The organism is Rhodococcus sp. D-46 (assembly GCF_011290655.1).
Lineage (GTDB): Bacteria > Actinomycetota > Actinomycetes > Mycobacteriales > Mycobacteriaceae > Rhodococcus_F > Rhodococcus_F qingshengii.
On the sequence record NZ_JAANTF010000013.1, the window covers coordinates 142,407 to 167,218 of the forward strand.

14 protein-coding genes are annotated in these 24,812 nt (G+C 59.8%); 5 read left to right on the forward strand and 9 right to left on the reverse strand.

Translation table 11 applies throughout. From position 1 onward, the window contains the following. Positions 1-160: 160 nt before the first annotated feature. From G9U53_RS30005 to G9U53_RS30020, 4 genes are all read left to right on the forward strand, one after another. Positions 161-757 carry a hypothetical protein gene (locus tag G9U53_RS30005; protein WP_165639736.1) on the forward strand — a complete coding sequence of 199 codons (597 nt, stop codon included), beginning with the start codon at positions 161-163 and terminating at the stop codon, positions 755-757. A 676-nt stretch (positions 758-1,433) separates the two neighbouring features. Further along, positions 1,434-7,346 (forward strand): DUF4011 domain-containing protein, encoded by a 5,913-nt coding sequence (locus tag G9U53_RS30010; protein WP_256083146.1) that lies wholly within the window; start codon positions 1,434-1,436, stop codon positions 7,344-7,346. A 141-nt stretch (positions 7,347-7,487) separates the two neighbouring features. Next, positions 7,488-9,368 (forward strand): DUF2075 domain-containing protein, encoded by a 1,881-nt coding sequence (locus G9U53_RS30015; RefSeq protein WP_332314325.1) that lies wholly within the window; start codon positions 7,488-7,490, stop codon positions 9,366-9,368. 184 nt (positions 9,369-9,552) lie between these two features. Further along, positions 9,553-10,386 (forward strand): HNH endonuclease, encoded by an 834-nt coding sequence (locus G9U53_RS30020; protein WP_165639738.1) that lies wholly within the window; start codon positions 9,553-9,555, stop codon positions 10,384-10,386. 3 nt (positions 10,387-10,389) lie between these two features. Here the strand turns inward: G9U53_RS30020 and G9U53_RS30025 are convergent, their stop codons facing one another. The 7 genes from G9U53_RS30025 to G9U53_RS30055 form a co-directional block, all read right to left on the reverse strand. After that, positions 10,390-11,385, reverse strand: a complete 996-nt coding sequence (locus G9U53_RS30025) for an HNH endonuclease (protein ID WP_039972632.1) — start codon at positions 11,383-11,385, stop codon at positions 10,390-10,392. Positions 11,386-11,896: 511 nt separating this feature from the next. After that, on the reverse strand, positions 11,897-12,388 hold the full coding sequence (locus G9U53_RS30030) for a hypothetical protein (RefSeq protein ID WP_125051573.1): 492 nt from the start codon (positions 12,386-12,388) through the stop codon (positions 11,897-11,899). Continuing rightward, complete coding sequence (locus G9U53_RS30035; RefSeq protein WP_165639739.1) at positions 12,385-13,239, reverse strand: ParA family protein; 855 nt, start codon at positions 13,237-13,239, stop codon at positions 12,385-12,387. The genes G9U53_RS30030 and G9U53_RS30035 overlap by 4 nt, the downstream gene beginning before the upstream one ends. Positions 13,240-13,272: 33 nt before the next feature. Continuing rightward, positions 13,273-16,197: a Z1 domain-containing protein gene (locus G9U53_RS30040; RefSeq protein WP_165639740.1), complete on the reverse strand. Its 2,925-nt coding sequence runs from the start codon at positions 16,195-16,197 to the stop codon at positions 13,273-13,275. After that, positions 16,194-17,711, reverse strand: a complete 1,518-nt coding sequence (locus G9U53_RS30045) for an ATP-binding protein (protein ID WP_165639741.1) — start codon at positions 17,709-17,711, stop codon at positions 16,194-16,196. Before G9U53_RS30045 ends, G9U53_RS30040 begins: the two co-directional genes overlap by 4 nt. Further along, positions 17,704-19,827: a hypothetical protein gene (locus G9U53_RS30050; RefSeq protein WP_230358890.1), complete on the reverse strand. Its 2,124-nt coding sequence runs from the start codon at positions 19,825-19,827 to the stop codon at positions 17,704-17,706. Before G9U53_RS30050 ends, G9U53_RS30045 begins: the two co-directional genes overlap by 8 nt. A gap of 109 nt (positions 19,828-19,936) precedes the next feature. Further along, on the reverse strand, positions 19,937-21,037 hold the full coding sequence (locus G9U53_RS30055; RefSeq protein WP_063316922.1) for an LLM class flavin-dependent oxidoreductase: 1,101 nt from the start codon (positions 21,035-21,037) through the stop codon (positions 19,937-19,939). A gap of 296 nt (positions 21,038-21,333) precedes the next feature. Between G9U53_RS30055 and G9U53_RS30060 the strand changes: the two genes are divergently transcribed. Beyond that, positions 21,334-22,335: an MBL fold metallo-hydrolase gene (locus tag G9U53_RS30060; protein ID WP_054831764.1), complete on the forward strand. Its 1,002-nt coding sequence runs from the start codon at positions 21,334-21,336 to the stop codon at positions 22,333-22,335. Positions 22,336-22,377: 42 nt separating this feature from the next. Here G9U53_RS30060 and G9U53_RS30065 read toward each other — a convergent pair whose 3' ends face one another. Continuing rightward, entirely contained in the window at positions 22,378-23,298 is a 921-nt protein-coding gene (locus tag G9U53_RS30065; RefSeq protein WP_165639743.1) for a universal stress protein, read from the reverse strand. Further along, a complete protein-coding gene (locus tag G9U53_RS30070; protein ID WP_003940657.1) occupies positions 23,295-24,740 on the reverse strand; it encodes an amino acid permease in 1,446 nt (481 codons plus the stop codon). The genes G9U53_RS30065 and G9U53_RS30070 overlap by 4 nt, the downstream gene beginning before the upstream one ends. Positions 24,741-24,812: the final 72 nt, after the last annotated feature.

Sequence of the window (24,812 nt, forward strand, 5' to 3'; positions counted from 1 at the left end):
GCTGGTCGGCTGTCAAGTCCTGATCAACACGGACCTGCGCAGGCATTATTAATCATCCACTGCGCGGACAATAGTGTGCGCCGATTACCGTAGACCTGACAGCTACCGTACGAAAACAGTGCCCAGCGCCTGCTCGGACTGGCACAGAACATGAGGATCCATGAGCGACCAAGACACGACCGCCGACCAGCCCCTCCACATCAACGGCGCAATTGCCTTGGTGACGGATGAGCGCGACGAGTTGGTTCACCTGTGCGTCCAGACCCTCGCCGAACTGCTGGGCAGTGAGCCTGCCACCGATGACGACGGCGACATTGTCGTGCCGGTTCACGGATTTGTCGCCTACGTGACCGTCGCCGACGACGGACCCCAGATCAACGTTTGGTCTTCGGTTCTGACCGGCCTCGGCAATCCCTCGCACGCTGCGACTCGACTCATCGAACTCGCGCAGGAATGGCCGCGCCTGCGCTTCGCCTTCAGCGGCGACCACCTACTGGTCTCCACGATGCTCGACGCCGATCCCTTCGCTCCGCAGCATCTGCTGAACCTGATCGACGAGGTTCACGACTTCACTCACGAACTCGACGACGATTTTGCTGAATCCTTCGGAGGGTCCCTCGACTGCGACGCGGATGACGACAGCTACGCCGGCGAATGCACCACCGGTGGCTGCGGCGGAGACTGTGACTGTGCGTGCGGCGATGATGCAGACGGCGAGCTCAGCATCAGGGCGGTCACCTCGACGCCCAGCGAGTAAGCAATAACCCACGGCTAGTATTGCGCGCGTGCATCTCTGCGATTGCAGAGATGCACGCGCGCTGACGTTTGTTGCCACTTTCCAGTACCGCCGGAAGCGACAACATCCAGCCTTCGGCGGCGAACGCTATTCCGGTCGATACCGTGAAATGCAAGCGCGGCTATCTCGTTACGGTCCGCCAGCCGGCCGCGTTCGCTGGTACCAGGCGCGAACCTACGATCTGCGCATCCTCGACCGTGACACCCGGCGTTGCAGTTTCGCTCCTCGCAGCATTCATCTGGCTAGCCGAGGTATCGGAGTCAGGTAGCTGTGCCTTGTGGATCGAATATTTCAGGGTCTAGACCCTATTTCTCAAGAGGCGCAGACAGGGCGAATGCGCAACGCCCAGCCTGTTCTGAAATTCGCAATCCCTCGTTCATCAGTCACAGACAATAAGAGATCTCACATGAAAAGTATGCGAAACGATAGTGGGAATGTGCCGCAAAACGCCTAGACACTGCAGACCAGTCAGTGCCATGCCCTAACGTAATTAATTTGATCGTACGGAGTTGGAATCTTCGTCCGGGTAAATTGTGGAATACGATTCGGAGGAAAAGTGAACGAGCGTGAATCAGCACGGGACCGATGCCGTACGGAAGTTGATGGCATCTCCATCGAACTTCATACACACCCCGCCGTGAACCTGGCTCTGGTCCACAACGGAGTACCGCTGGTACGGGGGCTCTCGATCACTAACAACTCCGATTCGCCCGTCGTCGATATGAAAGCAACCGTACAACTGCACGGTGCCGGCCAGGAACTCTCACCGGCTCGAACTGACATCGTCGACGGTTCTCTCGCTCCCGGTCACGAGGCGTTCTGGGACGACTACGCGGCCGTCGTGCCAACTGTTCCGCACCTTCGAGAACTGAACGAGAGCTACCCTGCCACCATCGCGGTCACCGTCTCACGCCTTTGGGGCGATGACATCGCGTTGAATGTGCCGATTAGAGTTCTAGCCCACAACGAGTGGTTCAATGCCCCCGAGTTCTTCGATTCACTGGCAGCCTTTGTTCAGCCAAACACCCGAGCTGTGAGCAATGTTCTCGACGCCGCGTCCGAGCTTCTTGGCAACCTCACCGGTTCCACCTCACTCGAGGGGTATCAGCGCGGACCACAACGTGCTGCAGAGATCGCGGCAGCAACCTACGAAGCCCTACGCCTCCGTCAGATTCGCTATATCGATCCGCCTGCCTCGTTCGAAGGAACGGGCCAGAAGATCCGAACGACGGCACAGGTACTCGATGAACGTTTCGGAACGTGCATCGATCTAGCAGTCACCTATGCAGCATGTTTGGAAGCGGCCGGACTGCGACCGGTCATCTGGCTTGTCAAGGGACATGCATTCGCTGGATTCATGCAAGAAGAAGCTCACCTCTCACACAGCGTCATTCTCGAGTCGAACGCGATAGCCAATCTCTTCGATTCCGGAAAAGTCGTAGCCGTCGAAGCTGCATACTACGACAGCAGCCCCGAAGGATCCTTCAAAAATGCTGTGGCACATGCTAGACGCCACTTCTCCCAGCCGGACGACCTCCATGGACTTGTCGCGATCGCATCCGCCCGCAAGGACGGTGTGCGGCCGCTTCCAACCTTCGACGAATTCGCATCGCCAATATCCGAGCGCACCGCCGCCGGCAAAATTCAGCCGGACCTCAGCCTGCCCGATAACCTTCTCACTAAACAGAATTCGGTTGACACGGTCTTCGATGCAACTGACGCTTCTCCCCCACGAGTTCAGAAATGGAAGCGATCCCTGCTTGACCTCAGTACACGGAACCGTCTGCTCAATTTGAAAGAGTCGCGGGAAGTTATCGATCTCCATGTCCCCATCGGCGGACTCGCATTACTCGATGATTTGGTGCATGCAGACGTTCCCATTGAGCTCACTCCCCACGACGAACTGAGTTCGATCCACGAACTCCAAGGCGCACGCCAAGCCCAAGACATCGATGATGCAACGGTTCTCGACTATTTACGCGACCGAAAGCGAATCTATGCAGTCGTCAAGCACGACGTATATACAGCCCGACTCAAGCACCTGCAACGCACCGCGCACACCATGTTCGAGGAGACCGGCAACGCCAATCTCTATCTGACATTCGGCGGATTGATGCATGCCACCAGCACCGGACGGCCAGCGCGAGCTCCCCTATTTTTGTTGCCCGTCAAGGTTACTGGCGGCTCTGGGCGCAGCCCCTTCAGGATTGTGGTCGACACGTCCGGCACATCAACACCAAACTACTGCCTCGTCGAGTGGCTACGGCTCAAGCACAGTGTCTCGATTCCTTCTTTGGAGACGCCACCTCTCGATGAGAGCGGCATAGACATCGACGCAGCTCTCAAGGGCATTCGCTCGGCGATGATCGAGCACAACTTGGATTTCCGCATCGATGAAACTGCGTCACTGGCCATTTGCCAGTTCGGAACTTTCGGCATGTGGAAAGACCTCGACGATCACTGGGACCTTCTCGAGCAGAGCCCCATCGTTCGTCATCTGACTCATCATGCTGGTGAGTCGTTCCGAGATTCACGTCGCCCGGACGGTACCGAGATTGAAGCTGTACCGGTCAAAGAACTCGACGTGCCCGTCCCAATCCCTGCCGATGGCTCACAGCTCCGTGCAGTGGCATTGGCAGCGGATGGTCACTCCTTCGTCCTGGAGGGCCCTCCCGGTACCGGCAAGTCACAAACCATCACCAACCTCATTGCGCACACTCTGGCTCAGGGCAAGACCGTGTTGTTCGTAGCCGAGAAGCAAGCCGCCCTCGAGGTGGTGAAAAAGCGGCTGACAAAGGTCGGCCTGGCCGAATTCACGCTGGACCTACATGGAAAGAGTCAGAGCGCTAACGCTATTCGCGCTCAGCTGAAGACCGCGATCGATCATTCTGTTCACTACAATCAGCGCGCCTGGTCAGCAAAGCTCGCTGAGTTGCGGGCCAAGCACGTCCCGCTCGACGACTATCCGTCCAAGATTCACACCGAGAACGGCGTCGAGCACACACTGTGGACTGCCTACGACACAGTCCTCAGCCTTGGCGACGGCCCGACGGCCACAATTCCTGCGCCTTATGTTGCGTCCCCTAAGGTCAGCGTTCGAGCAGTCACCAACGCATTGCAGCAATTCGAACGTGCTGCCCGGTCGGTCACGATAAATCGCGTCAATCCGTGGACCATCGTCGGAGCGATCGATCCGGCAGCATCGGAAGACTCGTTCCGCTCCGCTTCGGCGCAGATGAACTCCGCACTTGCGCTCGTACAGCAGACCCCGCCTGCTTTGCGGATCATCGAGCGGATGCGCACTCCCGCCGAGATCGAGGTCTTGTTGCCGCAGGCCCGCCGGCAGTCGAACTGGATGATCGCCGACCCGACCGTAGTCGAGCGCATGCAGGGCACCCAATGGACAACGTCCCGCACTTCACTACTCAGTGAGCTGACCCTGCTCCAACAGCAATGTGCGCCACTCACTGCAGTTTTCATGCCGAACTTCATCGGATCTGGTTCCGTCGAACCATTAATCGTAGCGGCCGAGGAGGTCAGCAAGGGCATATTCGGCAAAAAGAAGCGAACCGAGCAATTCATCCGCGATGTTGCACCGGCACTATTGCCTGGCGTGGCGATCGATCCGGACACCGCATTGCCGTTGTTGCGATCGATTTCCAGCGCACGCGAATTGACTCGACAAACTGTCGAACACATGCGCACCCTGCTCGGGCCATTTGCTCCCCCGGTCTGGAACCCTTTCAACGCTGACGCAGCACAGCAACTTCAGCCGGCGTTCGACTTCATCGATATGTCAGGTGACTACATCCGCGCACACCCGGGCATGTGGCGGATCCTGGTCGAGTCCGGTCTTGTGTCCCAACAGAACATCGATGCGCTCGCAGCGGTGTCACAAGCGTGGCTCACCTGGAAGAAACTCCTCGGGTTCAGCGACGCCGAGTTCGACCGTTGGTGTGATGAGTCCCATTGGCTGTCCGCGTGGGGTCGCGACTCAGAAGCCTGGAGATTTTCGATCGATGCAGACGCGGGAGCGTCCGTTCGCAAGTGGTCGACAATGTCGACATTCCTCGAGCCACTGCAAACTGCCGAGCTGAATGTCTTTGCCCATGAACTTCTCACGGGCGCTATCAACTCTTCGGACGCTGAAGTCGCTTTCATCCGTGGCCTGGCAGTTGCTTCGCTGAACGAACACAGAAGAACGCAGGGACTCACCAATTTCAACAAGGCCCTCAAGGATGGCGAGACTCTCGACTACGCCCGAGCCTCGGCGGCTCAACGCGAGGAACAGATCGCAGCCCTGCCCGCTGCATTGCTCGACCGACGCCTATTCAAGGCCGGTGCGCTGTCTGGCGAAATCGGGCAGCTTCGACGCCAACTCGATGCCAAGCGCGGTGGAACCACCTTCCGTCAGTTGATGACTCGCTACTCAGACCACATTTTGGCGGCAACGCCGTGCTTCTTCGTCAGCCCCACGTCCTTGGCTCAGTTCGTGCCGCCGGGATCAGCCACATTCGACGTCGTTGTATTCGATGAGGCCTCGCAGGTCACTGTCCCTCAAGCCATCGGCGCGCTGGGCCGCGCCCGCTCGGCCGTGATCGTCGGCGATTCGCAGCAAATGCCGCCGACTGCAATCGGCCAGGTGACCGCAAGCGATGGCGACGATGTCACTGAAGATGACGAGGTCATACCGGAGGATCTCGAGAGCATTCTGACGGAGTCCGTTGAATCTGGGGTTCCACGGCTGTGGCTATCCTGGCATTACCGGAGTCAAGACGAATCTCTGATCGCCTTCTCCAACCGCAAGTACTACGAGGGACGCCTCGCGAGTTTGCCTTCACCTGGCGGCGATGCCACAGCTGGCGTCGAATGGCGAAGAGTGCCGGGACATTTCAATCGCGAGACTAAACAACTGCACCGAACCAACATTGTCGAGGCGGAAGCGATTGTGGCCGAGATTCGCCAGCGCCTGTCGAATGCCAATCTGGCGTCTCAAAGCATCGGCGTCGTCACGTTCAACGCACAGCAACAGACCCTGGTGCTCGATTTGCTCGAGAAGACCGGAGACCCATTGGTCCTCGACCAACTGCGCACCGACAAGGAAGACGGAATCTTCGTCAAGAATCTCGAGAACGTGCAGGGCGACGAGCGAGATGTCATTCTCTTCACAACGGCATTCTCGAAGAAGCAGGACGATTCGAAGATGCCACTCAACTTCGGTCCACTGACTCGTACTGGTGGCGAGAAACGATTGAACGTCGCCATTACCCGTGCCCGCCGAAAGGTTGTCATCTTCACCTCGTTCGAGCCTTCGGACATCGATCTTTCACGCACCAAGTCGGTTGGAATGGCGCATCTTCGCGGATATCTGGAACTCGCTGCACAACCTGATCGCTCCGGCAACGCCTCGTCCCAACCACGCCCCCAGAACACGTCCGATCAGATCCAGGAGTCGATCTGTGAAGCCTTGCGCCAACAGGGATACGAAGTCGAAGCAAATTACGGTCTGTCAGACTTTGTTCTGGACATTGTTCTTCGTGAACCAGAATCCGAATGTTGGCAGGTCGCAATCCTGCTCGACGGGCCGGCGTGGGCTGAGCGTCCGACGGTCGCTGACCGCGATCTGACACCACAGCTTCTCGAGTCGATGATGCATTGGGGAGCTTCAGTTCGCGTGTGGCTTCCCAATTGGATCGACAACCCCGAATCCGTTGTCCAACAAGTCAAGGAAGCGCTGACCAGATCGAAGCTCCGCATGGCCGAACGGCAAGCCCAGATCGACGCCGCAGCACTGGCTCAGGCCGAAGCTATCGCTGCCGCTGCGCTGGCTGAACTCGAAGTGTCGATATCGGTCGACTTCTCAGCCGACAACACCCGCTGGCTGAAATCGGATGAGCCCGACCACCCCGCTGAAGTGTCCGACGAACCCGTCCTGATCGGTCGGATGGCTGCAGCTGATACGCCCCCTGCCAGTCCTGTTGCCCGGGATTGGGATGGACGCGGAACCACGTATCTGGAGGCGCCCACAACAACGCTCGGACCACGCGGTGATCTCGATCGCGTGGATTCACCCTCGGTTCAGCAAACGATCCTGAGTGCAGTGCGGGAAACAGTAAACATCGAAGGCCCGATCTCGATGGACCGTTTGGCCCGTGACGTCGGCCGGCGCTTCGGTCTCGACCGTGTCTCGGCCGGGAAACGGGAGACGATCGTTCGTTGCATTCCGGCCGAGTTGATCAAAAAATCAGGACTCGGCGACTTTGTCTGGCCGAAGGAACTCAACCCGATTGGCTGGCGTGGCTACCGCACCACCCCGGCCGAGATCACGCGAAGTTTGATGGACATTGCGCCCGAGGAGATCGTGAATGCCATGATGGCGGTCTGTGGTAGCAAGTCGGATGTAGACTCCCTGCATCGTCGAACTTTGGCAGTCTTCAATCAGAAGCGACTGACCACTCCAACCCGGGAACGACTCGACGCTTGCATTCACCTCGGGCTTCAATCCGGTCAGCTGATCAAGATCGATGAGCACTACCGCGCAGGATCGTAGCGCGGCACGAGTCGCTCAATCCGTCAGGCCGCGCTTCCGCTAATGTACTGAGCGCGGCCCGACGGACTTCCGCTGTGATTCACAGCCACGGACATGCCCCCACCCGCACGACTCGATTCGTGCTGCCTGGGGGACCTCACTGTGACCTTGCTTCGTACTTCTGCCAACAGGATTGGCGCGATGGCGAATCCTGATTCCTTGGTGGAACAGCTGTTGGAACAAATGCTGTTTCGTACCGGCCGGCGCGCAAGTGAATCGGAGCAGAAGTCGTGGAGCCGCAGCCTTCCCGTTCTAGCCAATGATTTGATCGAAGCCGGTTTGGGCGGCGTCGAGATGTTGGTCGAGTACCACTTACCTCTCACGTCTCAGCGCGCTGATGTCGTACTGGCCGGACTACATCCGACTACCGGCCGACCGTCATATGTCGTGGTGGAACTCAAGCAATGGTCGGCCGCCCAACGATATGAAGGCAGCATTGACCTCGTCGATGTGCCGGGGATGCCCGGTGGCCCCAAACTGCACCCTGTCGCACAAGTCAAGGGCTATTGCGAGTATCTGTCAGATTTCGCGAAGGCTCTTGCAGATCAGCCCGATGCGGTTGCCGGCGTGGCCTACCTCCACAACGCCACGGATCCCGCAGCCGTCGCAGAACTACGGTCGTATCCCGTCTCCCTCAGCGGCCGGTTGTTTACCGGAGCCGACCGCGGAGATATGCAAACCTTCCTCAAATCTCGGCTCTCGACTGAGTCCTCCGGACACACTGCCGGTGATACTTTGATCCGTTCCGCAGTGGCACCCTCTCAACCATTGCTCAAGGTAGCTGCCGCCGAGGTCCGCGATCGACCGCAGTTCCATCTCCTTGGTGAGCAGCAACTAGCTGTCGACCTCGTACTCCACGCAGTGGATCAAGCTCACCAACTCGATCACAAGCGAATCATCATCGTCACCGGAGGGCCTGGCAGTGGAAAAAGTGTCGTGGCACTGTCCTTAGTCGGTGAACTCGCGCGGCGCGGTCGAACGGTATTGCACGCCACAGGTTCCCGATCCTTCACTCAGACACTTCGCAAGGTCGCCGGCGCCCGCGCTCCACGGGTGCAGAAGATGTTCAAGTATTTCAACCAATTCATGACCGCTGACCGCAACGGACTCGACGTACTAGTTCTCGACGAAGCTCACCGTATCCGTGAGACCTCAGTCGACCGCTACACCAAGGCAGAGCTTCGAACGGAGCGTCCTCAGCTCGACGAATTGATGGCAGCAGCACGCGTCCCCGTTTTCCTGCTCGACGAGTACCAGGTCGTGCGACCCGGCGAGATGGGATCACTGGAGCAGATCGAGCGACATGCAAAGTCTCTCGGATTGGAAACGCAACACGTTCACCTCGGTGAGCAATTCCGTTGCGGTGGTAGCGAAGAGTACGTTCTCTGGGTCAAACAGCTTCTCGGACTGGCAGAAGGTGAGCCCGTAGCCTGGGCTGGCGATCCGCAGTTCTCAGTTCGTATCGCCGACACACCGCAGGAGATGGAACATCTGCTGTCACAACAGATCGAACGTGGATATTCGGCTCGCATGACGGCCGGGTACTGCTGGCCATGGAGCAACGCCGAGAAAGATGGCACTCTCGTGCCGGACGTAGAGATCGACAACTGGTCCCGTCCCTGGAACAGCAAGAGTGACAGACGAATCGGAGACGCACCTCCGGCCCCGCTTTGGGCTACGGAAGACGGCGGTTTCGGGCAAGTTGGATGCGTCTACACCGCACAGGGTTTCGAATACGACTGGAACGGTGTCATTCTTGGACCTGACATTGTCTGGCGCAACGGCGCATTCACCACGGTACGCACCGCCAACCGCGACCCGGATCTCAAAAACACCAAGAAGATCGGCGACGTCCGGTTCAACCGCTTGATCCGCAACATCTACAAAGTTCTGCTCACCCGAGGCATGGTTGGAACTGTCATCTACTCGACAGACGAAGAAACTCGAAAAGCTTTGCGTTCGTTGGTGAGCGAACACCTCTGACCTTCCGTTCGAAACACACTTCTAGCAGAAAACGAGCTCGGCCCGACAGGCTTCCGCCACAGGACATGCCTCCACCCGGTGCGATACCGGATAGGTGCATGACTAAATGTCCGCTTGGATAGTTCCGATAGACGGCGATAAGCTTGAGAACTGGGAGATCGCCCAAGCCAATAGCTTCTGGGACATGCCCAAGCGTTTCAATATCCAACAAGGCGACGACGTTTTCTTCTGGCTTTCCGGCGAGAAGCCCAAGGTCGCGCATGCAGGCATGGCCGGCTGGGGAATTGTGTCCTCGGGAGTGGAAGTCGTGGATCCAAGCACGCTTCCTTGGACCGATCCGAACTACGGCTACAAGTACAGGTTCCACTTCCAGCTGGTCAACACACAGAGAACCGTCGACCCCCGCTGGGGCGAGGCGCAGAAGCTGCTCGGGACCGCATTCACGGCGCAAGCTCCCCGCGAATTCCAAACCACACAGCAAGTCGATTACTTGCGATCACTATTCGCCTCCCAAACTGACCGCACCATCGGGCCGTATGCGACGACTATCACCGTCGACTCGTCTGTTGTTCCCTCACGAATCGACGACCCGTACGTCCAAGGCGAGGACATGCGCAAGCGAGCCGAGCGCTTGATCGTGATTCGCCAAGGCCAGGGTGCGTTTCGGAAATCTCTCATGGACAACTACCACGGTGCCTGCGCTATGACCGCAACCTCAGTGCCATCAGTGCTCGAAGCCGCTCATATCGACCGCTACTTTGGTGAGAACACGCATCACGTAACCAACGGGCTTCTGCTGCGTGCCGATCTCCACACGTTGTTCGATCTCCGACGCATCACGGTGGACGAGAATTTCCTTATCCGAGTCGATCCCAAGCTGACGGGCACGGAGTACGAGTCTCTCGATGGCATGCCACTTCGGTTGCCCGCCAACCTAGCTCACCACCCAGATCGGGGTGCTCTCCACCGGCACCGCGAAAGCTGCTCCTGGATGCCCAATTCATCGGCCACAACCTAAACTTCAGGATGCGACGTAAATCTGCGTACGATGCCAGTCCAGGTAGGCGATGTCTGGCCGGTCGGCAGCATCGGGCAGTATCAAACGGTCTGTGAGGGGTGGCTTTCCGAGCGCCGCGCGCAGCGGGCCTTCGGTCAGCATCTCGTTCTCGACACCAGGTGCGTAGTGAAGGTTGAGTTCCTTGTCGACGGTGATCAGTCCTGTGTCAAAGGCGACGTCGTGGGTCGGGCAGGCGGTGAAACCATTCCGGTGGTCGAGGCGTTCCCTACCGGTGCTGTCACGCCAAGGTTTTATGTGACTCGCGGTGAGAAGTCGTGGACGGCGGCGTCCGCCGATATTCGCGCTGAGTCCGCAAAACACGCATCGGTGCTGGTGATTACGAAGCACGCCTTCTGCGAAACGGTGCTGCCCCACACGCACGGTGGAAGTTAGCAACCGCTGCGTGGTTTCTATCGGAATATCGTCACGCACTTTAGACCACTTTTCGAGAGTCAGTTCCAATGACTTTTCGATCTCGCTCTCCACCAGCTCTTCTTGACCCGCGAGCCACAGTATTTCGCCGTGCTCGAGGCCCAGGAAGTCCGGCAAAGTAACTTCGTCGATTCCGTGTTGCCTGGCCGACCGCAGGATTCGCAGGTAGACGTCTTGAAGAAGCTCGCTGTCTGAGAGCATCCGCGCCGCAACTTCAACTTCGTGCCGACCCCCGTTGCTGCGACTCCCGTCGAGGTTTGCCATCTTCGCGATGAAGCTGGTCGGTGGACGCTTGAATAATCGCGCTAGGTGTTGCACAGGCATGCCTGCACGATGAGCGGACCCGCTACCGAACCTGCTGTGGTCGACCAACAAGGAAGCGCATAGCGACAGCACCACTTCGGATGGCACAAAGTTCACTTGGTTCGTTTTTGGCGGAGGAATTTGGCGTGCCAATACCGACGTCCACTGCTCTGACAAAGCCGCTGGTGTCGGGTCGAGAAACTCAGAAATCGCCAACGGCGCCAAGATCCACTTCCCTCATCGAGGTTGACTGCAACATTCACACAGTAGCCGGCGCCCGAAATGACACACCCGCACCTTGCCGTAACGATCTCTCCCAAATCCGTGGCATCATGCGCCTCCGGACGCCACCACGCATCCAAAGCCGAGGCAGCCGGCATAACCCCCTATTCGGCAATACTCGAAGAATCACTCGCGGGCGCGTGTCGATTGCATGAGCGGTCCAGCTCGTCCACGCCGGATTCGACGTGTGAACAGAGTTAGTTCACAGCCCACGGACCGATGCTGAGCACGCGATGTGACGCCCGTTCGCCTGACGTGTCAACATCGACCACCAACCAGCGATGATGATCCGGCAGTCGGTGACTCTCTGCTTGCCGAAGCGTGCTTGTCATAGCTATGCCTCTGGCAGGTAGCAGTGAAAACAGTTGATGCTCAATTGCAAACCAGGCCCGCGAACCCGTGCGCCTTTCTGGTGGCGCCCACTACCATAAAGGCGCACAGGGGCCGCAGGCCCCTACCGGAACGCACTGCCCTTCGAGGTAAGAGTCTTCACCCGCTCGACAGTCCAGATCGCAAGCACATCCACTTTGCGCTTGCGACCCGTCTCCTTGTGCGTATCCATTTCCTGCTCCGCGATGATGTCCTTGATCCCGTCGGCATCGAGGGCCGAAAGACGCTCCAAGAGAGCCTCTTCCCCATCAAGCTTGAAGACCTCGAACGGGTCGAAAGCCCCCGGCTCCCGTTTCACCTTCGGACCCGCAGCACGACGACGCGGCGCCGGCGCAGAAGCAGGTACCGCAGCGGCGGATCCATCGGACGGAACTGCGAAAGCGTTCTCAATTGCCTTCGCGAACCTCGGGGTACGGGCAGCTTCCTCCGCGACTACCTGAACCAGCTTGGCCAGCAACACCGAGGCCGAGGCATTAGTTGCACCCAACTTCAAGAGCGCAGCACCGGTCTCCTGAACCTGCACCCGACGACGCGCCTCATCGATACCCGCACTCATAGCTTCGCCTGCGCTTCCGTGAGAATGTTCTGCGTAATTGCACGCATCTGATCGAACTGACCTGCATTGCCGTACTTCACCTTCAAAGTGCTGTACGGGTGAAACTCCGCCGACGCGGCAATCTGATTCGACTCCGCGAGATACTCCGGCAATACGTGAGGGACGTTGGGATCGCGTCGAAGATTTCGCACAGTCGTGCGGTGCACCGCCGAGTTGGACTTGTACTTGGTGATCACCAACCCGAGTTCGAAGAGTTCACGGCCGAGTTCTTTGCCGAACTTCGCGATGTGCGTCTGGATCTGCGGAATGCCGTACGTGGAGAGTACATCCGGGATCGTGGGGATCACGTAGCCGTCAGCCATTGCCAATCCGTTGAGTGTGATCGGCCCGAGATTCGGCGGGCAATCGATCAGAACATAGTCGTAGTACGGCATCACCGGGGCGACGGCATCCCTCAACAATTCAACCGGCTTGGTGGAGTTCCGATCAGCAACCCGAAGGGCACTGATCTCCTCCTGTAGCTCGATCAAATCGAGAGATGAGGGAAGCAGATCCACACCCGTCACTCGCTTGACCGGAGAAACTCCGCGCTGAATCGAGGCTTCAAGATCGAAGTTCGACGTGCCATCGACGGCGTCGCGGAAAATGTTTGCGCTGGTCAGCCCTTGCTTGTTGAGTTCGAGCCAGTGATCCTCACTGATCATCATCGTCGTCAGATTGATCTGCGCATCGAGGTCGATCAACAGCACGCGCTGACCGAATTCGAGCGACATGAACTCGGCCAACCCCGCGGTGATCGTCGTCTTACCGACGCCGCCCTTGAGGTTGATCGTCGCAATCGTCTTAGCCATCAGAACCCATTCCTGTCTCCCACCACAACACACCTAGTTCGCATCGACGATCGCCCCTGTCCCTGACTGCTTCACCCGAAAACCGATTCGCCCCAACGGCTCCGCCGCGTGCGGAAGCGCGTACGAGAACAACGTCGCAAAACCGCGCGAGTCCACGGGACCAGCCTGTGCCCGTTTCAACTGACGAGGAGCCGGATCGTTGGCCAATACCAGAATCAATGCACCGCGAGTCTTCCGATGAAGAGCACCCGCAAGCGGTCCACCGTTCTTCTTCGGGCTGCCCGCAATGTGCTCGATCGCATCGCGCTCACGGACGGCCGTACCGGTGAAACCTGTTCGGTACTCGCGTTCCTGACGCTTGCGATTGACGATCGGAAGTTTCTCGTGCCAACCCTTGATCTCGATCGGCTCCCGGGTCTTGGGGTACGGCAGCAGAACTGCAAAATCCTCGAGCAATCCGGATTCGATTGCGGTCGAAAGCGCTTCGCGGTGGGGACCGAAATCCCACCCGTTCGCCCACTCGAACTGGTCGACGGCCTCTAACACCACATGGGCAGGGACAATGCCGTATCGCGCAGTGAACGATCGCGAAACATCATCCTTGTCAACGAAATTGAAGGACCCTGTTTCGCCCAACGACTTCAATAATGGTGCAACCGCGTCGAAGTGCCGAGCGTTGATCGAACCGTCACCTCGCGGGGGCTGCATCGTGAAGCTGAAACTTTCACCGCCCATGCCTCGATAAACCAGATCGGCGTTGAACATCTTGTTTCGAGCCGTTGGCCTCAGCCACGGCAGCTGCTGAAACACCATCGGCGGCACATCGCGTGGAGTGACCCACGGTTCGCCCTTCTCGTTCACGCCGCTGAACCGAGTGAGCTCGTTCCGGAACTCCTGCTCGTCCCGAACGATCGCCTCGAACGCCTTGTACATGTCGTAGTCCGCGCCGGCGGGTCCGCCAACCGTGCGGCCGATGAACAGGCGCACCAAGTCTCGGTACCCGGGGCGGAATCCGAACCATCGTCCCATCTGCATCAATGTGTCAGCTTGGCCCGTTCGACGCGTATAATAAGTGATGGTCAGGCCCTCGACCGTGAAGCCGCGACTCAGCTTCGTGCCGCCGACCAGAATCTTCCACACGCCGCGTTCCTGGAAATCGAGGGAATCCTGTTTGTAGTCCTTCTCGGCCGCACCGTTGACCACGATAACGGGGCTGGTTCCCTCGGAAATCTTGTCGTAGGCAGCGCCGATGAATTCCTCCAACTCGGCAAACGAACCAGGATTCTCCAGTTCACTGCCCCGAGCCGCACTCACCACCGCAAAGTCTTCGGCCCAGAGCTTGTCCAGCCGGGAAAGACTCTTGGCCTGGCTGTATCCGGCCGATTTCCACAAGGCCTTGAAGTCGTCGGCTACGGCGTCATGCTCGGCCTGCTTCACCGATTCGTGCACCAGCATCGTGTGGTGCCGATACGGCTTGGCGCCCTTCGATTCCCGGAATAGCTTGATCGCCCCGGTCAGGACAAACGAGTCGAGCGCTCGCAACTGCTCGGCTGAGCGATCCTCGTCGCACTCGGCCCGGAGATCCCGTACGTACGCTTTCTGGTTCGAATTGGCCGGAGTCTTGTCGTCGTCTTCGAGATCGTCTAGATCGTGGAAGTCCGCACCACCCATGTACGGGCCGGGCCGCTCGAGACTGACGATGAAGTCCGAAGGAAAGACGTTGACGCTGTCTTCCGGATCGACAAACACATTGGCAAAAGGTGTTGCGGTGTAACCGATGTACTGGGCACGCTCGAGTAGACCGAGGATCTCGGCAATCTGACCGTTGATCGCCGTCCGCTCGACCTGCTCGGTTTTCATCTTCTTCGGATCGATCGTGTTCACCGATGCCTGATCGGCTTCGTCGTCGATGATCAGGGCAGGAATCTGATCGAGTTCGGTCGGCACTTTCTTCAGATCGGCCACCAGCTTCTTGAGGCTGGAGACGTTCTTCTTCACGACCGCGATGCGAATATTGCTGGGGTACAGATTCTTCGGATCATTCAGCGGAAGGGAGTGATCCACGGTTTCGAAGTGCAGTGCGCTCAGGCCCGCGAGCAGGCTCTTGTAGTCAAAGGTCGAGGTGGTGAGTCGACGGATAGCCGGGATTTCATTGGTCTTGTTCGGATCGATTTCGTGTTCGAGAAAGTTCCCGTCCCGCCAGTCCTCGTCGTTGGCGTAGTCGTCGTCCACACCGGCACTGATGTTTTGACGACCGACCAATTCCATGTCGAGGCGTCGCTGAGTCTGGCTCCGGAGAATCTCGATCGTGCCGGTCAACACGATGACCAAGCGGTACCCAGCGTCGATCGCCTTGGCCACCACGCCGCTGAAATTCGCCGTCTTCCCGCTCTGGACGTAGCCGACCACCAAACCTTTGGACTGATACGGCTCGGGCCGCGTCGGATCCGCAAGCCGGTGCACAACCTCAGTGGTTGCAATGTCCAGCTTTCCGATTGTCGCCTCGTCCCAGTTCTTGTCGGCTAGACCTCGCTTGTAAGCGCGCCAATAGAAGTCGTGCTCGCGGCGGCGTTCGGAGGTGTACCAGGGGTCCCACGGCTGCTGAGCCGCAATGACAACGGGCCCACCTTCGCGAGGGAAGTGCGCATCCATCTCGGCGTGGGCGTCGACCGGCAATCCCAACAAGTCGTAGATCCGAGCCCGCCGTTCCCGACTTTGCGGAACAGTCGAGCCTACCCACGTCTCGACACTTTCCGCATCCCACTGCCGTAGACGCGAGGTGAGCGCCGTTCGTACACCGACAGCACTCTCATCGAGGAACACATCGATGATGTCCGCGATGGTCAGGCCATCCGGATAGCTCGCTCGCAGGCGCGCGTTGACCGGGTAGAGCACGTTCTCGGGCGGAAACCCGTCACCGAGTTCACGCGCAACCGCACGGAATACTTCATCACTCACTGCACTACCTGCTCCCGGTGCGCTGCCACTGCGGAAATCAACACTTCCTGCCACGCCTGCATCTTTTCCCTCTGACGAGCGCCGATTCTCGTTCCTTCGAACATCTCACTCACCAACAGGAAGACAAGCGTCTTGAGCACCGGAGCATCAGCCGGGTCGAGACTGCGACGTCCGAGCAGATCACGCCGAAAACGCGCATTGATCCACAAAGTCCGAGTCTTGAGGTCAACTTCGAAGAACTGATCACGCGCCAAGGCTCGCCAACCCACAGCAACAGGATCATCACCGACGCTGAATTCGAAGGCGTCGCTGAAGGAATCGAGCACGTCTTCCGGAAAGCCGGATGCCGGCTCGATGACGCTGATCGGCCGAGGTGCAGAACTTCGGGCTGCCCGCACGACGCGCTCGGCATCGGTCAGATACGAACGGAATCCACCGTTGCAATCCGTGAAGACGGCCCCGTCGACGGCAGCCGACGCAGTGGCGTCGAGCGTCACCCCCGATTTCTCGGGATTGATGGTGATGTGCTGCAGCAGAGAATCGTTCAGATCGACAGCAATTCGTGCCAATCCGTGGTCCGGTCGGCCCCGCACTATCGCGTTCCAGCCGCCGATCTGCAGGAGTCGATCGTGCCGATAGAAGTAGAGCCCCTGCTGGTCGCGGCCGGGGGCGCCGTGGATGCGAAATTCCGGTGCATTGCTCCGGGCGGGCCACATGTGAGCTTCGGCGGTTACTGTGGCACCGGCGATCGACACGGTAAGTGTCCGAGGGTAGTTGGGGTCGCCGGTGCGCGGATACCGGAACGGGTCGATGGCACTGACTGTGCGCAGCGCGCCGGCGCGTCCCGCTTCGACGTCGAAGACATCCACAGTCAGAGCGATCCGGCCGGATTCGATGAGACGGTGAAATACGACGCCGAGGTGACTGCGCACGTCGTTGATGGTCTGTTCGAGCCAGCTGGTCTGCTCGTCCGCGTGCGCGGACATGAGAAATGTTGTGATGCCGCGCCATTCGACAACAGTTCCGGTGTCGAAGGGAAAGCGGGGCGTGACTGCGTCGAAGAATTCTTCGGCTTGCCGGTCCTCGATCACCGAAACTGACTGACGCCCCTGCACTGAGGCCGAGTCGATCTCGCGGCCCTGCGTCGGGTGCCCGGACTTTCGAGACCACACTCGGAGCAACCGAGCCTGACTCAACGACGCCGCCTTCATCCCTACACCGAAATGACCCAGGTCCCCGGCGGCATAGTCGCGTCGGCGGCCGTAGGTCATCGCGGAATCAATGGTGTCACTGTCCATGCCGGAGCCGTTGTCGATCACCATCATCGACACGATCCGTGTGCCTTCCTGAACGAACCTGATCAGCACGTGGGAGGCCTCGGCGTCGAGGCTGTTGTCGATCAGATCGGCGAGCGCTGTCGCGATGGTGTGGTGCAAGCCGATGGCGCCGGCGAGGGACTCGTCCGCAGCAAGGATCTTGGTGCCCACTATGCGGGTGTCCGCGACGTCAGTCATGGGATGCATCCTTACCCTCTACCTCGTCGATTTCGGATGCTTCGCCGCGCCTCCATGCCGCCTCCAGGAAGTCCAAAACCACGTCTTCACCACGATCTTCGTACGCGCGCAGTATCTTTCGTGGACGGTCTTCGCCGTCCAGACACACGGCTTCGGCGAGAATCCGCACCACATGTCTCTCGGCAGTTCGCAATGGCTCGCGATTGCCAACCTCTGCAAGTGCCTGACGTAGTGGGTCGATGTCAGAGTGGACAATCGCCGGTCGGACCACGCGGAAGGTTCCGTCTTGCCACAGCTCGAGCAACACGTCTTCGCCCTCGACAGCGGAGAGTTCACGCAGGAATCGGCGGATAGTGCCGAACGTCGGCTGCGCTCCGGTCCACCGAACTGCTTGAACGCCGAGGTGGCTCTCCAACTCGATGGTCTCACCGCGCACACAGCCGGCAGCGACCGCGACACCGGCGGGTACAGCAAATCCGGAGCCCCGCAGATGATCTGCGGTCACAGTCAGTCGATACCGCCACGTACTACCTGACCGGTACAGGCGGCGAGTCAACTCTGGCGTCTTCGCAGTGTTGCGTGTCCGCTTGCGCCGGACTATCCCGTCACCACCAATGTTGAACTCACTGGCTTCTTCAGCCTCTCCCGAAGAAACCGGTTCCTCCCCAACGGAATCCGCGCTTCCCCAGGCGTGCAGCCGCCACACTGCGCCGTCGAGCGCCACGCGATCGTCGGCCTCGAGCGCGCGCTCGATCGACCGCTCACTGCGATCGGACTTCAGTAAGTCCACTAGCTCGACGACGGACTTCGGCGATCCGACGGCTTCGAGCGCGCCGACTGCCAGATCGGAGATCCGACGCGCACGCGTCAGCGCAGACTCCGCCACAACGACAACGCCGCACCACGCAAGCCACTTCTCCAGTTCGCCGCGTGACATCGACACCACTTCGGCGACGTCGTCGAGTGCAACCACACCGTTCGGGGACTCAAAGTCCTCGAGCAAGGTCTGAGTCCGCTTCTTGGCCTCCGCGACGCCCGGAGCGGCAGCCCAACCGTCAGTCACCTCGAAGTAGTCGTCGAGACGGTCCAGAACCAACCACAGCGGAACTCCGTAACCAGGCACCTCCGCCGCGATGCTCGGATGCACGTCGAGGAGGCGATCAAGCGAAGCTACCGGCTGAATCTCGACCCGCAGGCTGGCAAGCAGGTTCCCCACCGCCGTCCCGAATCCGCACGCCGCGTTGAGTTTGGCTTTCACGTCGGCCTCGATCTGCCCGACTCGCCCCGAGCCCACACCGAGCTTGGCTCCGATCGCTCCCCTGCGCTGCGGAACTCGCGCCACGATCCGCTCACGCAACACCAACGACTCCCGCTCATCCAGCTGCGAGAAGAGATTGTCGATCTCGTCCATCGCGTCGGTACGGTCCGTGTCGGGCAAGTCGTTCGGCGTCAGAGCCGAGATCCGGGCGGCAACTTCCTGAATCGAGGCCGGAGATTCGTCGTCGATCTCGACGGTGACGAGTGGTCTGCTGTCCTGACCTCGGACCCGTCGCCACATAGCAAGCTGAGCGAGATCGTCGAGCAGCGCTGTGATCGCGGGTGGGGCACCTGCTTCCTCATTGGCCTCGACGCGGGCGAGCGGAGTCGTCATGACCGCACAGACCAACAGGTTGAGCACTATGTCGTGCACCGTCTGTTCGCTCGTTCCGCGCACGCCGAAGATCTCAGCGGTCGTGTGCATCAGCAGTCCGCCGATTGCTTTGTCGGTGGTGAGCCGAGACAGTGCAGTCACTGCGCGAGTATCGAGACTCAACACCTCCAGCGGGAGATCTTCACCAAGTAGCGGAAAGCTCGCTCTTAATACCGCTGCCGCGTGGTGAGCGATGTAGAGGGACGCCAGCTCGGAGAGAACCTTCTCGAGATCGACCTCGAGAACAGTGAACGACGGCGCTTCGCTGAACCACCAATCAGGTGACGGTGCCAGCGGCTCGAGCAGCGCAGCACGATCGGATACGTAGTCGTCCAGCCAAGGAAACAGATCGACCCACAGCGTCTGACTCAGCTCGTTCGCGGGAAGCGAGTTCACACCCAACGTCAACGCACTACTCCCACTCACGGATACCTTCATTGCGGTCAAAACCGACCGCGATGTCGGTAACAAGTTACTGCAGCTCGTGAGCGGTCGCAGCGCCGGACCCGCTTACCCGACAGTCAGACTTCTCCGCTCAGTCGACGGCGGTGAAACCCTTCGCCCGATCTTTGTCGGCCGAGGTCCACAGCGTCGTCGACAGTTCCGCCTTCACCAGCGGGATGACCTCTTCCGCAAAGCAGCGCAAAGTGTCCTTCTGCTGCTCGAAGTCGAGCACGTGATTGACCGACACCGATTGGAAATCGTGGCCGTAGCTCTGGTGGTAATCGAGGATCTTCTCGGCGACTCGCTCAGACGACCCGACCAACGCCGGCCCGCGATCGACGGCCTCTTCGATGGTCCGGAAACTCGTCGACTTTCCGACAGCTTTGGGATCGTGCTTGCGTTTGTCGGCCTGCGCAACGGCGCCTTCGTAGATCGGACGGAACTCTTCGATCGCTTGTTCGGTCGTGTCGGCGAGGAACAATCCGCCCGAACCCGATCCGACGTACGCCTTGGACGGGTCGTGCCCGTACGCCAGGTACTGCTCGCGGTAGTGGTCGATCAGCACTTTGTAGTTCTCACGAGGCTGGAAGGCGTTGGCGGTGACGATGGGGTCGCCCCACTTCGCCGCGAGTTCGACGGCCTCGAACGAGGTAGCCGATCCGTGCCAGATACGGAACGGGCCGTCGAAAGGACGCGGTAACGTCGTCGCGTCCTCGAGCGAAGGCCGGTGCGTTCCCACCCACTTGACGTTTTCCTCGCTGATCAGCAGTTTGAGGAGTTCGTAGTTCTCGGTGAGGTACTCGTACTGCTTGGTGATGTCCAGACCGAGGAGCGGGTATTGAAGAACCTCGTTGCCCTTGCCGATCACGATCTCGAGGCGTCCCCGGCTGAGTTGATCGATGGTTCCGAAATCTTCGGCGACTCGGATCGGGTCGAGTAGCGACAGGACGGTGACACCTGTAGACAGCAGGATTCTGTCCGTGGCCTGCGCAATCGCGCCCAAAACGACGGTTGGCGCCGACGAAAGAACCGGCCCGGCATGGCGCTCACCCACCGAGAACGAATCGATACCCAGTTCTTCGGCGAGAACGGCCAGTTCGACGACGCGGTTGAGCCGATCGGACGGGGCAACTTCCTCGCCGGTCACTGGATGGGGTGGGTTGAAAATGATGTCCAGAACCTGAAAACGCATGACCCGTCTTTCTCGATAACCGCACAGCGCGCCTGTCCCTCGGAGGCTAGTACGCGACTCGTCGACGGATCCGCCATCCGAGGACGCCCCTGACACGACGAGATCACGAAAAACCCTATTCAACAACTACTTTCAAATCAATGGCACTATTCGGTCGATAAAACTCTCCCCGATCCGAAGTCGCCCGAAAACATGCCGAACTCCCGCCAGGCAGGACCTGTGTCACCAACCAAACGAGCGCACGGTAAACATGAAGTACTAAGAGTGCGTTCCCTTATCGTTAAGAGGTACTTGACATGAACGGTGCGGCAGCCATCGGTGATGGCATATTTCAGATTCCTGTCCCGATCACGGACAACCCGCTCGGGCACACGCTCGTCTACGCCATGGAATCCCCCGGCGGACTGATCTTGGTCGACGCTGGCTGGGGTGACGACAATGGCTGGCAGGGCCTCAACGCGGGGCTCGCCGAGATCGGGCATTCGGTGACCGATATCGAGGGCGTCGTGGTCACGCACTTCCATCCGGACCACACCGGACTGTGCGGACGGGTCCGCGAGGCATCCGGCGCTTGGATCGCCATGCACGAGGACGACCACTACCTGTTCGATCAGATGGCCACTGCGCGTAACGAGGAGTGGATGGCGTACCAGCTCGACAACATGGAACGTGCCGGAGCGCCCGCAGCTGACCGTGATGCCTTCCGACTGGCTGCCGCGGGTGAGTCTCCCGTGGGCCCCGAGTCCGCTCCCGACCGCCTTCTCGTCGACGACGAGATCATCGCACTCACCGGCCGCGGCCTCCGCGTTGTCTACACCCCCGGCCACACGCCTGGTCACGTCTGCTTCTACCTCGACGACGCCGACATCATGTTCACCGGCGACCACGTCCTGCAGAAGACAACACCGCACGTCGGCAACTTCGTGTACCCCCTCGACGAGCGTGACGCCCTCGCCGATTTCCTCGACTCGCTCGCACGGGTGCAGAACATGAACATCACCCGCGGTCTCGGCGCTCACGGCATTCCGATCGACGACGTCGGAGGTCGCGCCGGTGAGCTGATCGAGCATCACCAGGAACGACTCGATCACCTGCTCCAGGAGTTCGCCGACGACAAGCTCACCGTATGGGACGTCGCGGCAAAGATGAAGTGGTACAAGCCGTGGGCCGAGATCTCCCCGATGGGAAAGACGATGGCGTTGTCCGAAGGTGCAGCTCACCTTCGCCATCTGGTTGCCCGAGAGCAGGTCTCTCAGGTTCCCGGCTCCGAGCCCGCGCTCTTCGCTCGCTCCGTCTGAAAGATCAGGGCCGACAAGCACTCCGCTCGTCGGCCCTGATCTCTATTCCGCTTCGGCCTGATCGACTATTCGGGTCGACGCCGATCGCGGGACCACCACCACCGGAACCGGTGAGTACCGCACGATCTTCGCTGCCCGACTGCCGAGGAACACCCGCGCCAGTGGACCTGCCTTGCTCGAGCCGACAGTCAGAACGTCACCTCGGTCCCACTCGACGCCCTCGAGCGCCTCGGCCCAGTTACGACCATGGCTGATAAGCGATTCCATGACGTCGGGTATTTCGGGCAGTGCACGCACGCGCTCGAAGGCAGCGTTGGTTTCGCGCTCGACCACCTCGGCCCACTCAGAGATGATCGGTGAATCCCCCTCGGTCCCGAGTGTGGTCGTGTACTGCGCGTTTGCGCGAACTGCAAACGCCGCCAGTCTGAGTCCGGCATCGACACGCGCAGCCACGGTCGCGGCGGCGAGCACCAGATCGTCTTGATCGGGTGTGCCCGAGTATGCGGCGGTGACGCGGCGAACCACCTCACCGGGCTTGGTTCGAAATCCCCTCGGCGCCAGGGCGACCGGAACGTCGGAGCTGTGCAGCAAGCGTGAGGTGACACTGCCGAGAGCCACGTGACCGAACACCCCGGCCGTAGACGAATCCAGGACGATCATCTTGGCTTCATGCTCGTGAACGAGATCAAGCAAGCCACTCGACGTCGACTGAGCCTCATGTACGACATAGGTCACGTCGACGTCGGAGGGCATGTCTGCCCGCGCTTTCGCCAGCGCCGCTTCGGCTTCGGCTCGCAACTGCTGGTGGTATTCGGCGTCGACACGCGCCATTCCGGGCGGTGGCGGCGAGGGAATCACCGCGCAGATCACCAGCGGTTCACCGGACGAGCGCGCCAACAGCGTTGCCAGATGGACGGTTCCGGAACTGTCACCGTCGGGTGCGTATCCCGCGAGCAGCGTCATGACTCGGACTCCGATCCCAATTCGGCGCGGTTCTTCGCACCGAGACGCGAGTGCTTCATACCGTAGGCGAAGTACCAGATGATCGCGACGGTCACCCAGATGAGGAACACGTAGATCGTGACGGTTCGGAGGTCCTTGATGATCCACAGGCAGCCCAGGATCGAGAGGATCGGTGTGACCGGATAGCCGGGAACTTTGAAGCTGCGCGGCAGGTCCGGGTCACTGCGCCGCAGGATGATGACCCCGATCGAGACCACGAGGAAGGCCACCAGGGTTCCGATACTGGTCATTTCGGCGAGGAAGTTGATGGGAATGAAACCGGCCAGAATGCTGATGACGACGCAGACGATAATGGTGTTGGGCACCGGCGTCAGAGTCCGCGGGTTCACCTTGTGGAAAATCGACGGAATCATGCCGTCGCGTGACATCGCGAACAGGATGCGGGTCTGACCGTAGATGACCACGAGCGTGACGCTGCAGATCGAGATCACCGCACCGGCGGCCAGAAGTGTTCCCGGCCAGGTAGATCCGGTCACCTGTTCGAGGATGGCGGACAGTCCGGCTTCCTGACCTTCGAACGATGCGGAATCCTGTGCACCGATCGCCACGGCGACAACGGCGATGTAGATCGCGGTGACGGACACGAGTGCAATGAGGATCGCGAGAGGGAGATTGCGACGAGGGTTCTTCACTTCTTCACCGGCGGTGGACACTGCGTCGAGGCCGATATAGGAGAAGAAGATGATTCCGGCGGCGGACATGACGCCACTGAATCCGAACGGTGCGAAGTCGGCGAAGTGATTGCTGTTCCATCCGGCGATGCCGACCACGATGAAGAGCAGCAGAATTGCGAGTTTGATCGAGACCATGATGGCGTTGGCCTTGGCCGATTCACTGGCACCGCGAATGAGCAGAACACCGCACAGGCACACCAGGATCACTGCGGGCAGATTGATGATGCCGCCCTGCTCCGGCGCTTGTGACAGCGCGTCGGGGATCTGGAACCCGAAGAGGTTGCCAAGTAGCTGGTTCAAGTACTGCGACCATCCGACGGACACCGCCGCGGCCGAGACTCCGTACTCGAGAAGCAGACACGCGCCGACGGCCATGGCCGGAAGCTCTCCGAGCGTCGCGTAAGCGTAGGAATACGACGAGCCCGACGCTGGGACAGCTCCGGCCAACTCCGCGTAACAGATCGCTGTGAGTCCCGCGACGACACCGGCAACAACGAAGGAGATGATCACTGCCGGACCGGCGACCGGGACCGCCTGCGAGAGGACGAAGAAAATACCGGTGCCGATCGTGGCGCCGATGCCGAACATGGACAACTGCGCCAAACCGATACTGCGGGTCAGCTCACCGCCGTTGGTATCTGCGCCGGTCTCCTGGTCTATCTGCAAAGCCGGCTTGCGCCGAAGTACGTGTTTGACGAGAGTAGCCATCGACGCTCCTCTAGAGTGCCTGGTAGGAAACTGTTGTATCCTCATACTGCACGTAAGTGTCCTGCGACACAA

Excerpts from the sequence above, each read along its gene's own strand:
- G9U53_RS30055 (WP_063316922.1), bottom strand. The coding sequence starts at position 21,037 with ATGCGTTTTCAGGTTCTGGACATCATTTTCAACCCACCCCATCCAGTG.
- G9U53_RS30060 (WP_054831764.1), top strand. The coding sequence starts at position 21,334 with ATGAACGGTGCGGCAGCCATCGGTGATGGCATATTTCAGATTCCTGTC.
- G9U53_RS30065 (WP_165639743.1), bottom strand. The coding sequence starts at position 23,298 with ATGACGCTGCTCGCGGGATACGCACCCGACGGTGACAGTTCCGGAACC.
- G9U53_RS30005 (WP_165639736.1), top strand. The coding sequence starts at position 161 with ATGAGCGACCAAGACACGACCGCCGACCAGCCCCTCCACATCAACGGC.
- G9U53_RS30030 (WP_125051573.1), bottom strand. The coding sequence starts at position 12,388 with ATGAGTGCGGGTATCGATGAGGCGCGTCGTCGGGTGCAGGTTCAGGAG.
- G9U53_RS30020 (WP_165639738.1), top strand. The coding sequence starts at position 9,553 with ATGCCCAAGCGTTTCAATATCCAACAAGGCGACGACGTTTTCTTCTGG.
- G9U53_RS30045 (WP_165639741.1), bottom strand. The coding sequence starts at position 17,711 with ATGACTGACGTCGCGGACACCCGCATAGTGGGCACCAAGATCCTTGCT.
- G9U53_RS30035 (WP_165639739.1), bottom strand. The coding sequence starts at position 13,239 with ATGGCTAAGACGATTGCGACGATCAACCTCAAGGGCGGCGTCGGTAAG.
- G9U53_RS30070 (WP_003940657.1), bottom strand. The coding sequence starts at position 24,740 with ATGGCTACTCTCGTCAAACACGTACTTCGGCGCAAGCCGGCTTTGCAG.